This is a genomic window from Kushneria halocnemicola, from assembly GCF_965650455.1.
Taxonomy (GTDB): domain Bacteria; phylum Pseudomonadota; class Gammaproteobacteria; order Pseudomonadales; family Halomonadaceae; genus Kushneria.
This window is the reverse complement of record NZ_OZ287968.1, coordinates 1,341,315-1,353,238: the sequence shown is the minus strand read 5'-3', so window position 1 is coordinate 1,353,238 and position 11,924 is coordinate 1,341,315. Positions and strand designations below refer to the sequence as shown.

Genomic DNA, 11,924 nt, shown 5'->3' with positions numbered 1-11,924 from the left:
TTCACGTTTTCGCGGGAGTGTGGCATGTCAGGTCTTCCTCCGGATCCGGATTCGGATCGTCGCGCACGCTCTCCGATCAATCGTGCCTTCTGGATCGTGCTGGCAGCGCTTTGTTTCGCCATCGGTATCGTGGGGATTTTCATGCCCCTGCTGCCGGCCACCGATTTCATGCTGCTGGCGGTAATCTGTGCCTCAAAGGGATCGAAGCGCTTTGAGCGCTGGATTCGGCGCAACCGCTTTGCCGGGCCGCTGATTCGGGCCTGGGAGGAGGAGCGTGCCATCCCTCTGACGGCCAAGATCATCTCGATTGTGATGATGTTTTTCAGTGCCTGGGTAATCTGGGTGCATACCGGCTTCAGCTGGATCTTCTGGGCACTTATGCTGGTGCTGGTCGCCGTGGGCACCTTTGTGGCCACGCGCCCGCTGCCCTCCGGTCGAGCCCGCCCCTCAAATGACTGACCCATTGAAGGCAGTGCCTGCCTCATGACCCTCGAAAGGCTCACTGCCCGCTTGCGCCGTTCAATGACGCCACCATGCTGATCGACAACCGCTCGGGGAAGGCGCCATGCGCTACGTCTGGATAGCCCTTGCCGGGCTCTGCTTTGCACTCGGTGCGATAGGGGGCATCGTGCCGCTACTGCCGACCACCCCCTTTATGCTGGCGGCCGTGGCGCTGGCCTCAAAAGGGTCGCCGCGCTTTGCACGCTGGATTCGACAGCACCGGCTGGCAGGACCGGCGATAAAAAACTGGGAGCATGAGCGCGCCATTTCTCCACGCGCCAAGAAGCTGGCGGTAGCGACCCTGGTGTTCAGTGCCGTGGTGATCTGGTTGACCATTCCCTCGCTTGCGGTGCGTATCGGCGTGACCGTGTTGCTGATCGTCATCGGCACCTGGCTTGTCACGCGCGCCACGCCCTCACGATAGTTACAGCGCGCCGGCATCCGGTCGTGTGCTTTGAGCTGTCAATGACTTGCGGCGTACACTAAGGGCACGATCACCTTCAGGAGCCCTTCATGGCCGAGCCGCAAGCCATTTATCTCAGCGATTATCGCCCCCCGGCCTATAGCGTCGATAAAACCGAGCTGACGTTTGATCTTGACCCCCATGCCACACGGGTCAGGGCGCGTCTTCACATGCAGCGCCACGCCGAGTACGACGCAGATGCGGCGTTGAGGCTTTATGGTCACGGTCTCACTACCGAGCACATTGCCATCGATGGTCAGCCGCTGCTGGAAAGCGAGTATCGCATCGAGGACGAGCAGCTGGTGATCGACCGGGTGCCGGCCGAATTCGTGCTGGATACCGAGGTGGTTATCGACCCCTCAAGCAATACCGCGCTGGAAGGGCTCTACGTCTCGGGACCGATATTTTGCACCCAGTGTGAGCCCGAGGGGTTTCGTCGCATTACCTGGTACCCCGACCGCCCGGATGTGATGGCCGTGTTTACCACGACGGTCATCGGCGATCGACAAAGCCAGCCGGTGCTGCTTTCCAACGGCAATCCCGTCGAACGAGGGGAACTCCCCAACGGGCGTCACTTCGTGACCTGGGAGGACCCGCATCCCAAGCCTTCCTATCTCTTTGCGCTGGTGGCCGGTTCGCTGGAATGCGTGAAGGACCGCTTCACCACCCTGAGCGGCCGCGAAGTGGCGCTCGAGCTCTGGGTTGAATCGCAGAATCTGGAAAAGACCGACTGGGCGATGGCCTCGCTCAAGCGCGCCATGAAGTGGGACGAGCAGGCCTACGGGCGCGAGTACGATCTGGATCTGTTCATGATCGTGGCGGTGGATGACTTCAACATGGGCGCCATGGAGAACAAGGGGCTCAATATCTTCAACAGCGCGGCGGTGCTGGCCAATCCGCAAACCACCACGGATGCTGCCTTTCAGCGCATTGAAGGCATCGTGGCGCACGAGTACTTCCATAACTGGTCGGGCAATCGCGTCACCTGTCGCGACTGGTTCCAGCTGGCGCTCAAGGAAGGCTTTACCGTCTTTCGCGACCAGAGCTTTTCTTCAAGTATCAACTCGGCGCCGGTCAAACGCATCGAGGACGCCGCGCTGATGCGTACGCTTCAGTTTGCCGAAGACGCCGGACCGACGGCGCACCCGGTGCGCCCTGACCACTTCATCGAGATCTCGAACTTTTACACCCTGACCATTTACGAAAAGGGTGCCGAGATCGTGCGCATGCTCAGCAATCTGCTGGGTGAGGAGACGTTCCGGCGCGGCAGTGATCTCTACTTTGAGCGCTTTGACGGCCAGGCGGTGCGGGTCGAGGACTTCGTCGAGACCATGGCCGAGGTCTCGGGAGAGGATCTGACCAGGTTCATGCGCTGGTACGCTCAGGCGGGTACACCGCAGCTGGCCGCGCGCAGCGATTTTGATGCCGCAAGGCGGCGGTTCACCCTGACCATCCGTCAGCAGACACCATCTACCCCGGGGCAGGAAGACAAGCAGGCGCTGCATGTACCGGTGCGCATGGGCCTTCTGGGGGCTGACGGTCAGCCGATCGAGCTCGTCCTCAACGGTGAAGCGCTGGGCACCGACACCGTGCTGCATCTGCGCGAGGCCGAGCAGCAGTGGGTCTTTGATAACGTTGACGAAGGCGCGGTGCCCTCGCTGTTACGTGGTTTCTCGGCGCCGGTGCGGCTGGACTACCCCTGGTCGCGCGATGAGCTCTCGCATCTGATGCGCTTTGACGAGGACGGCTTTAACCGCTGGGACGCCACGCAGCGTCTGGCGCTGCTCGCCATCGAGGAGATGATGGCGGCGTATCAGCGCGGTGAGGCCATGGTGCTCGATGAGCGGCTGGTCGAGGCCTTTCGACATCTGCTGCGTGAACCCACCGATGACAAGGCCGTGCTGGCCGAAATGCTGCGCCTGCCGAGTGAGGCGTGGATCGCCGAGCAGCAAAGCCGAGTGGATATTGACGCCATCCACGGTGCGCGCCGCGTCGCGATCGAGCAGCTCTCGGACACCCTGTATGCCGAGTTTGACAGCGTCTATCACGCCAACCAGCAGAGCGAGGCGTATGCGCCGACCCCTGAGCAGATCGCCGCACGCAGTCTCAAAAACATCGCGCTCTCCTATCTGGTGGCCAACGGTGAGAAGGATGCGCTCAATATGGCTCGCGTCCAGTACGAGGCCGATCACAACATGACGGATGTACGCGCTGCGCTAACGCTTCTGGCGCACTCCGATCGCGCCGATCTGGGCGACCCGGCCATTCGAGCCTTCGGCGAGCGCTGGGCCCATGATTCGCTGGTGATGGATCAGTGGTTTGCCACCCAGGTCACGCGCCCGCAGGAAGATGCGCTGGAGCGGGTGCGTTTTCTGATGAAACACCCGGCCTTTTCGATCAAAAATCCCAATCGGGTGCGGGCACTGGTCGGCGCTTTTACTCAGCAAAACCGGGTCAACTTTCACCGTCTCGACGGCGAGGGCTATCGGCTGCTGGCGGATGTGGTCATCGAGCTCAACCGGCTCAACCCGGAGATCGCCGCACGCATGATCGTGCCACTGACGCGCTATCACCGTCTGGACGACAAGCGACAGGCCCTGATGCGCGGTGAGCTTGAGCGCATTCGTGGCGAAAAGCTTTCGCGCAATGTGTTTGAGGTTGTCGAGAAGGCGCTGGCCTGAGCGGGGCGGCCCTTCACGCAAAACGGCGCCCGAGGAGGCGCCGTTTTTTTGAGACCGGTGATCCAGCTGCGATGTTGTCTCAGGGCGTGATGGCGCGCGTGGCGTCGGTAAAGCCCAGCAGTGAAATTCTGGTGTCCAGACGCTGGCCGTTGGGATCAAACAGGCTGACCGTCGCTCTGGTGCCGCCACGCAGCTGGCTGAGCAGTTGACCCTGCAGGGGCAGGTCGGCGCGGCAGGCATCATCCATGCAGACCTGGTAGGGGAAGGGGATCTCCTCGCCATTGTCGACCTGAAGCTGCAGGCCGGGCGCCAGACGCACGCCCAGCGGCAGCAAAAAGACCATCACCGGGTCGCTGCTTTGTGGCGGATAGGCCACGACCACCCGCATGACAGGGCGGTCGCTGTCGGGGCTGTTGACCAGCTGCGTCATGGTGCAGCGCGCGTCGTTGCCGCCGCCTTTTGGGCAGCGCACTTCCCAGTCCCTGAACTGCTGGATATCGGCATCCGGCACCTGCTGGGGCTGAGCCTGCGCAGCGGGCACCACATAAAGGGTCAATAGCGTCGTCATCAGGGCCAGAAACCCTGAAGCCGAAATACGGCGTAACAGCATGTGCAGTCTCTCCTGTAAATGACGGGGACGGGAGTGCCGCAGGAAGCAGCTCCCGAAGCGCTACACACTAAGCCCTGACGCATGTTTTATAAAGCGTCCTGTCAGCGCTCGGCCACCAGATCGGTAGCAATGGGGCGATTGCCAAACACCGGGCGCAGCACAAAGTTGGAGTGCACGCCGGTGACGCCGTCGATCGGCGTGATGTGCTCAAGCAGCAGGCGCTGATAGTCATCCATGTCCTCAACGCGAATCTTGAGCTGGTAGTCGACCTCCTGGCCGGTGATCATCAGACACTCGATCACCTCGGGCAGATCGGCGACGCGCTGTTCAAAGTTGGCAAAGCGCTCGGGCGTGTGGCGATCCATGGAGATATGGACCAGCGCCATCAGGCGATATCCCAGCCGGCGGGCGTCCACCTGGGCCTGATAGCCGGTAATCAGGCCGCTCTCCTCAAGCGCGCGTACCCGCCTCAGACACGGCGAGGGCGACAGGCCCACACGGTCGGCCAGCGCCTGATTACTGATACGACCCTGCGTCTGCAGTATCTCGAGAATATGGCGATCGTAGCGATCGATCGCAATGCCCGGCTGTCTTTCAGACATTTGTTAAAACCTTTTGCCAATAGACAGGGATATATTGGCATAATATGGCGCTAATGGCACGATTTGCCGTGATAATCGCAAGGACCTGTCACGGCCGCGGCGCTATACTGATTCAACTGCCACAAGCAGTGCCGATGCGGCGCATGAGTCCGCTTTACAAGAGCCGGCATCAATGACGTCCCTTTCCGGGCATGAAACATTCCTTCAGCGCTTACCAGAGGTCAACATGACTGCTTTCAACCATCGCAAGTACAGCCCGGCGCCGCGCGTGCCCGCCTTCAATCGCCAGTGGCCCGATCGGGATCTCGAATCCGCGCCGATCTGGGTCAGTGAAGACCTTCGCGATGGCAACCAGGCGCTACTGGAGCCGATGAGCGTGGAGCAGAAAAAGCGCTTCTGGAAGCAGATCGTTCGGGTCGGCATCAAGGAAGTCATGGTCGGGTTTCCGTCGGCCAGTCAGCCCGACTATGATTTCGTGCGCTGGCTGATCGAGGAAGACCAGATTCCCGAGGACGTGACCATTGCCGTGCTGGTGCAGTGTCGCGAGCACCTGATCGAGAAGACCTTCGAGGCCCTGGTAGGCGTCAAGCGGGCCATTATTCACCTTTATAACTCCACTTCGACCACCCAGCGCGAGCGCGTGTTCGAAATGGACCGCGACGGCATTACCAATATCGCGGTCAGCGGCGCGCAGTGGGTCAAAAAACACGCCGACCGCTACCCGCAGGTCGACTGGCGTTTTCAGTATTCGCCGGAGAGCTTTTCCAGTACCGAGATCGATTTCTCGCTGGCCATCTGTGAAGCCGTCATGGATGTGTGGCAACCCACTCCGGATAACAAGTGCATCCTGAACCTGCCCAATACGGTAGAAGTGGCCGGGCCGCACCACCACGCCGATCAGATCGAATACTTCTGTCAGAACATCAGTCGTCGCGACAGCGTGATTATCTCGGTGCACACCCATAACGACCGCGGCGGCGCTGTGGCGGCCGCCGAGCTGGCGCTGCTGGCCGGCGCCGAGCGTGTCGAGGGCACGCTGCTGGGTAACGGCGAGCGCACCGGCAATATGGATATCGTCACGCTGGCCATGAACCTCTACAGCCAGGGTATTGATCCGGCGCTTGATCTGTCGCGCCCGGATGAAATCATTCAGGTGGTGACCGAGTGCACCGGCATTACCATGCATCCGCGCCACCCCTGGGTGGGCGAAATGGTCTATACCGCCTTTTCCGGCAGCCATCAGGACGCCATTCGCAAGTCGCTCAAAAAGCAGGGTGATGACGAGCCCTGGCAGGTGGCCTATCTGCCGATCGACCCGCGCGATATCGGTCGCGACTATCAGGCCGTGATCCGGGTCAACAGCCAGTCGGGCAAGGGCGGTATGGCCTTTTTGCTGGAGCGCGATTACGGCATCAGCCTGCCGCGCTGGATGATGCTGGCACTGGCCCCTTACGTTCAAAAGGAGAGCGAGCGCCTGAGCGGCGAGCTTTCCAGTGAGTCCATCCGTCGCCTGCTGTTTGCCACCTTCATGCGCGAAGGGCCGCTGTCGCTGGTCGACTATCGCCTGTCACGCGCCAGCGAAGAAGGGCTTTCGATCACGCTGGAACAAAACGGCGAACGCCTGACGCTGGAAGGCAGCGGCAACGGGGCGATGTCGGCCTTCATGAATGCCTGGCAGCGCCACAGCGGTCAGCAGGTCGGCATTCTCGATTACAACGAGCACTCATTGGGCGAGGACAGCGACGCCAACGCCATCGCCTTTGTGCAGCTCAACGTGGATGGCCAGCGCATCTGCGCCGTGGCCGAGGACAGCGATACCGTCAGCGCCTCGCTCAAGGCCGTGATCGCAGGCATCAACCTGTGTAACGAAGCCGCCGACAGCCGGGACGGCCTGACGGCCATCGCGGACAGCGAAAGCGCCTGACCGCTCCAGACGTCATCCATTAAAAAAGGCCTGTTGCCACTGCGGCAACAGGCCTTTTGCGTATCGGATCCTGCTCAATAGGGCGATGTCAGCAGCATCTGGACGTCGGCATCCATGGGCACCCGGAAGCTGGTAGCACCCAGCACAAGCTGGTCTGTCAGGCGCACGAGCCGTGCATTGACGAACACCTCACCGCGCGCCACCGCATAGGTACCCAGCAATACGGCACTGGCATTGTAGTTGTTGCCCAGTCGCTGAACGTTGCGTGAAAGGATCATCTCGCCGGCGTACTCCTCGATATAGAGGCTGTCGCGCAGTTTGACCTCGATGACGTTGAGCCCGCTTTCGACCAGCCTGGAGGCCATGGCTTCCGTAAGCGTGCGCCCAAGCGTCGAAGAGCGTCCGAGCTGGTCCACGTCCACGAAGGTGGTGGCAATGATGGTGTCGCTGGCGGCCAGACGACCGCGGGCGCTTTTGACCAGCCGTTCGGCGGCGCTGTCGACCTGTGACAGCAGTGTCGGCCGTTCCGGCACGCTATTGTGACCCGGCAGCGCCGCGCAGCCCGTGATCAGCGCCGACAGCAGCAACACAAGGGACAGATACAATCGAGACAGTCGTGTGCTTACCATTGCGATGAGACCCTCAGCCCGTTTTGAGCTTTATTCTGCTCATTCCGGAACTCATAGTGATTGCTGTCACCGGCGTTGACGTAATAGATGTTGGATGACGAATACAAAAGCGTGTCGAATTCGTTCGCCCGCGTGGTGATGATGACTTCCGTGTTGCCCACCTCGGTGATATTGCCACTGAAGGCGTCATAGGCCGCCGCCCCCGGGATCAGCGCCAGCGCCGGCTCCGACCAGTGCTTGAGTGGCTGAAAGGCCAGCGCCACACCCGCGGCCAGCATGGTAAAGGTGCCCGGCGGGCGGCGAATATGACCGCGGTCGCTGTGTCTTATCACCTGAACCGTCGGATTGATAATGACAGCGCCTTCGGGCTGGGTGCTGACCAGTGCGCCGTGCTGTACCAGCTGGCTTTCGAGCAGCGAATGAAAGGCGCGGGCAAACGGGGTGACCGGCTGCGGTGAGAAGACATACAGGGGCCGGCCCTGCAGGCGCTGGTTGGCCATGATGTTGCGGGCTTCGTTGCGGGCCAGCACGTCCCAGTGATGGGCGGCCTGCATGCGCTGCTGTTCGCTGATTTCCCAGGTACTGGCCATGGGCGCCTGGGATGTATTGACTTTGAGACAGCCACTCAGCGTGGCCGCAAGGCAGATGACTCCCCAGATCCTTAACGACATCGCTACCCTTCCCCCGTTGGCGCAGGCCCTGTCGGCGTGCGCCATGATTGATCAGAAAGGTCTTATCGGCGATATCGGGGCCGGCTTGAGTCGGGTGTCTCATTGGTGGGCGCGCCAGGATGGCGCAACCGGTGAAAGCGCCGACGATTGCCGCGGCACCAGTCGTCTCAGGGAATCAGCCAGGACAGCACCAGAAGCCCCAGCACCAGCCAGATCAACCCGCCGATGACGCCGCCTCGCAGTATGGCGCGAACCCCGTTGATCAACAGCAGCAGGCCGATCACTAAAATGGCCAGGCTGAACATGGAAGAGCTGATGCCCAGCGAGCTGGTCAGCCCGTCGATGAAGCCGTCCATGGCGCCAAACAGGTTGGCGAAAATGGAGGCCAGAAATTCAACGATGGCGCGAATGATATTGCCCAGCGTTTCGCCGACCCAGCTGAAGAAACCGTCTGACTGCATGGTGAAATTTCCGCTAAAGATAAGAGAGCATCAGGTGCTTGTGTTACCGGCCTGGGCGCGTAGCCAGGCAATCTCCTGATCCCAGATGGCCGGCTCGACGGTCTCCAGAATCATGGGAATACCATCGGTACGCGCATCCTGCATGAGAGTGACAAACCCTTCACTGCCGATGTTGCCCTGGCCCAGGCTGTGGTGGCGATCCACGCGACTGTTCAGGGTGCTTTTGGCGTCGTTAAGGTGCATGCCGCGCAGGTAGTCAAAACCCACCACGGCCTCGAATTCATCCAGTACGGCTCGAGTGGAATCTTCAGTACGCAGATCATAGCCGCCGGCAAAGGCGTGACAGGTATCGATGCACACGCCCACGCGCGATTTGTCATCCACCTGCTCGATGATCTCGGCGAGCTGCTCGAAACGATAGCCTAGGTTGCTGCCCTGACCGGCCGTGTTTTCGATGACGGCGGTGACGCCGCGGGTCTGTGACAGTGCCTCGTTGAGCGATTCGGCAATGATCTTCAAACACTCGCTTTCACTGATCTTGCGCAGATGGCTGCCGGGGTGGAAATTGAGCAGCGTCAGGCCCAGCTGTTCACAGCGCTGCATTTCATCAAGAAAGGCCGCGCGTGATTTGGCCAGTCCCTCGGCGTCCGGATGGCCCAGATTGATGAGATAGCTGTCGTGGGGCAGGATCTGTTCGGGCTTGAATCCGTGGTCATGACACGCTGTCTTGAAAGCGGCAATCACGTTTTCGTCCAGCGGTTTGGCCTTCCACTGACGCTGATTTTTGGTAAACAGGGCAAAGGCATTGGCCCCGATGTCGACGGCGCGCTTGACGGCCTGGTCAACGCCGCCTGCGGCACTGACATGTGCTCCGATGTATTTCATGGGCTACCTGACACGACTCTGATATTTCTGAAAAGGCGCCATGGTACGCAATCATGCTCATGAGTGCTTGAATGGCGTCGATAGCTCGCGCTGTTGTGGCGGGTAACAGCCGGGCGGGCCCTGCAGGGCTCGCCCGGTCGATGGGTCTGCGCCACCGGTTCAGTCGTTGATCGATCGATCCGGTGCCTTCTTCTGGCGGTTTTTCTTGTGTCGACGCTGAATCAACCCCTGCTTGCGCTCACGCTGAGCCTCCAGGTCACCGCGGATCTGGGCGTGGCTGATCAGGGCAAAGATAAAGGTGCCGCCCACCACGTTGCCGGCAAGCGTTGGAAAGCCGAAGTGGAAAAGGAACTCTCCCCAGCTGGCCTCACCCGAGAAGACCAGATACAGCACCTCACTGGCGCCCACGATGATGTGGGTCAGCTCGCCGATGGCCATGACGTAGGTGATGATCAAAATGATCCAGACCTTGGCCTGATCGGCCGCCGGAATCAGCCACACCAGGGTGGCAATCATCCAGCCGGCAACCACGCCCTTGGCGAACATTTCACCGGTGGTGTTTTCCATCACATGCTTGCCCAGGGTGGTAAAGGCTTCCTGGGTTGGCGTGTCAAAGATGGGCATGTGCAAAAAGGTCCAGGCCGCTATGGCGGCACCAATCATGTTGCCGGCCAGAACCACGCCCCACAGCCGGCCCAGCGCGCCAAAATTGCCAAGCGTCGGGTGGCTCATGACCGGCAGTACGGCCGTTACCGTGTTTTCGGTAAACAGCTGCTGTCGGGCCAGAATCACGACGATAAAGCCGACCGTGTAGCCCAGGCACTCGATCATGAAGCCGGCGCCGCTGTCCGGCAGGTTGGCGTGCATGAGTCCGCGCGCCACCATGGAAAGGCTCATCGAGATGCCGGCGGCGATGGCAGACCACAAAAGCGCCATGGAGTCGCGTGCCAGTTCCTTCTGACCGTCCTTGCGAAGGTGCTGATGTACGGCCGCTGCCTGAGAGGGCAGCTCACGGGACTCCTCTTCCTCACGCTCGCTGTGTTGTTCGTTGTCCTTTCCTGATGTCGAATCCTGCTGTTTTTGTTCCGAAGGGTCGGCATCGCCGCCTTCAAAATCGTCTTCTGCGTGTTTTTGTTGATCCTGGCTCATGTCGTGTGCCTGTTTGTCGTCGCGGTAATCGGTGAGCTTAGCGTAGTTACGCCCCCGTTAAACCGACAGGGTGTGTTGGCCGGGCAGGGCGCAGTCTGTACAGTGCCGGCTCGCATTTTAAAAGAGTCTGATGATGGGTACTTCCCCCGGCAACCGCCGCCTGATTGCCATGATGATGGCATTGATCGTGTTAACGCCCATGGGGGTCGATATCTTTCTTCCCTCACTGCCCATGCTGGCGCAGGATTTTGCGCTGGATACGGCGAGCATGAAGTGGTCCATCACGCTGTATCTGATCAGCATGGGCGGCGGGCAGCTGATCGCCGGCCCGCTGGTGGATGCGCTTGGTCGGCGGCCCATGGCCATTGCCGGCGCTTTCATTTATGGGCTGGCAGCGGCGCTGTGTCTGATCGCCGATCAGATCACGCTTTTTTATATCGGCCGCCTGCTGCAGGGCTTTGGGGCCTCTCTGGCAACCGTGGTGGCCTTTTCCTGCGTGCGTGATCGCTTTGAGGGCGATCGCCGAGCGGGTATTTACAGTTTTTTAAACGCTGCGGTATGTGTCGTGCCGGCACTTGCACCGCTTCTGGGCAGCGTGCTGGCAGCCTTGTGGCACTGGCGCGCCAGTTTTTTGTTCATGGTGGCGTTTGCGCTGGGTGTTGCCCTGTTTTGCCTCCGCGGGCTTGAAGAGACCAGGCCGGTGAGCGAGCGCCAAAACGGGCTTTCCCACTATGGCCGTGACGCCCTGGCCATTTTGCGCGACGGTCATTTTGTCTTTCACGCTCTGATTGCCATGACGGGGATGACCGTCATCCTCATTTATGTCACCACTGCGCCGATATTGTTGATCGATCAGGCAGGATTGAGCGAGCTCGCCTTCGGCGGCTGGTTTGGTGCCGTGGCCGCGATCAATGTGGTCTCTTATTTTCTGGCCCCCCGCCTGATCGCCCGTCTGGGTCAGCACCGAACCATCCATGCAGGGCTTGTCATCATGGTGGCCGGCGGGGTGTTTCACAGCCTTTTCTACAGTGTTGTCGGGCCGGGCGTGGCCACCTTCATGCTGCCCAACGCCGTGATGGTGACCGGTTTTTCATTGACGCTGGGGGCGGCATTGAGTCTGGCGCTTGAACCCTATGCCGATCGGGCAGGGCTTGCGTCATCGCTTGCCGGATGCTGTCAGATGGGCGGCGGGGCACTGCTGGCTTCTGTGCTCACACTTCTGCCGCTACCATCTCAATGGTTGCTGGCTCTGACAGGGATTGTGGGTGCGGGAGGGCTGTTACTGGCGGCGTTTCTGGTTTTTCATCGACATCGCCCGAGGCCATGACGGGTTACCTCTATTGTCGGC

The 11,924-nt window shown here is 60.6% G+C and carries 12 protein-coding genes; 5 read left to right on the top strand and 7 right to left on the bottom strand.

The genetic code is table 11. From position 1 onward, the window contains the following. Positions 1 to 24: 24 nt before the first annotated feature. The 3 genes from ACS92L_RS06140 to pepN all read left to right on the top strand — a co-directional run bounded on the left by ACS92L_RS06140 (position 25) and on the right by pepN (position 3,645). A complete protein-coding gene (locus ACS92L_RS06140; RefSeq protein ID WP_438767763.1) occupies positions 25 to 459 on the top strand; it encodes a YbaN family protein in 435 nt (144 codons plus the stop codon). Between the two features lie 106 nt (positions 460 to 565). Beyond that, positions 566 to 925 (top strand): YbaN family protein, encoded by a 360-nt coding sequence (locus ACS92L_RS06135; RefSeq protein ID WP_438767761.1) that lies wholly within the window; start codon positions 566 to 568, stop codon positions 923 to 925. 89 nt (positions 926 to 1,014) lie between these two features. Next, positions 1,015 to 3,645 (top strand): aminopeptidase N, encoded by a 2,631-nt coding sequence (pepN, locus tag ACS92L_RS06130; RefSeq protein ID WP_438767759.1) that lies wholly within the window; start codon positions 1,015 to 1,017, stop codon positions 3,643 to 3,645. 79 nt (positions 3,646 to 3,724) lie between these two features. Here the strand turns inward: pepN and ACS92L_RS06125 are convergent, their stop codons facing one another. Further along, a complete protein-coding gene (locus ACS92L_RS06125) occupies positions 3,725 to 4,255 on the bottom strand; it encodes an invasion associated locus B family protein (protein ID WP_438767757.1) in 531 nt (176 codons plus the stop codon). A 101-nt stretch (positions 4,256 to 4,356) separates the two neighbouring features. Further along, positions 4,357 to 4,857 carry an Lrp/AsnC family transcriptional regulator gene (locus ACS92L_RS06120; RefSeq protein ID WP_438767755.1) on the bottom strand — a complete coding sequence of 167 codons (501 nt, stop codon included), beginning with the start codon at positions 4,855 to 4,857 and terminating at the stop codon, positions 4,357 to 4,359. 226 nt (positions 4,858 to 5,083) lie between these two features. Between ACS92L_RS06120 and ACS92L_RS06115 the strand changes: the two genes are divergently transcribed. Beyond that, entirely contained in the window at positions 5,084 to 6,781 is a 1,698-nt protein-coding gene (locus tag ACS92L_RS06115; RefSeq protein WP_438767754.1) for a 2-isopropylmalate synthase, read from the top strand. A 74-nt stretch (positions 6,782 to 6,855) separates the two neighbouring features. Here the strand turns inward: ACS92L_RS06115 and ACS92L_RS06110 are convergent, their stop codons facing one another. The 5 genes from ACS92L_RS06110 to ACS92L_RS06090 form a co-directional block, all read right to left on the bottom strand. Then, entirely contained in the window at positions 6,856 to 7,410 is a 555-nt protein-coding gene (locus ACS92L_RS06110; protein WP_438767752.1) for a FlgO family outer membrane protein, read from the bottom strand. Beyond that, positions 7,404 to 8,000 carry a hypothetical protein gene (locus ACS92L_RS06105; RefSeq protein WP_438767750.1) on the bottom strand — a complete coding sequence of 199 codons (597 nt, stop codon included), beginning with the start codon at positions 7,998 to 8,000 and terminating at the stop codon, positions 7,404 to 7,406. Before ACS92L_RS06105 ends, ACS92L_RS06110 begins: the two co-directional genes overlap by 7 nt. A gap of 248 nt (positions 8,001 to 8,248) precedes the next feature. After that, a complete protein-coding gene (locus tag ACS92L_RS06100) occupies positions 8,249 to 8,542 on the bottom strand; it encodes a hypothetical protein (protein WP_438767749.1) in 294 nt (97 codons plus the stop codon). A 30-nt stretch (positions 8,543 to 8,572) separates the two neighbouring features. Beyond that, entirely contained in the window at positions 8,573 to 9,427 is an 855-nt protein-coding gene (gene nfo, locus ACS92L_RS06095) for a deoxyribonuclease IV (protein ID WP_438767747.1), read from the bottom strand. A gap of 159 nt (positions 9,428 to 9,586) precedes the next feature. Next, entirely contained in the window at positions 9,587 to 10,576 is a 990-nt protein-coding gene (locus tag ACS92L_RS06090) for a formate/nitrite transporter family protein (protein WP_438767746.1), read from the bottom strand. A 130-nt stretch (positions 10,577 to 10,706) separates the two neighbouring features. On the opposite strand from ACS92L_RS06090, the gene ACS92L_RS06085 reads away from it, so the two are divergent. Continuing rightward, positions 10,707 to 11,903: a multidrug effflux MFS transporter gene (locus ACS92L_RS06085; protein WP_438767745.1), complete on the top strand. Its 1,197-nt coding sequence runs from the start codon at positions 10,707 to 10,709 to the stop codon at positions 11,901 to 11,903. Positions 11,904 to 11,924: the final 21 nt, after the last annotated feature.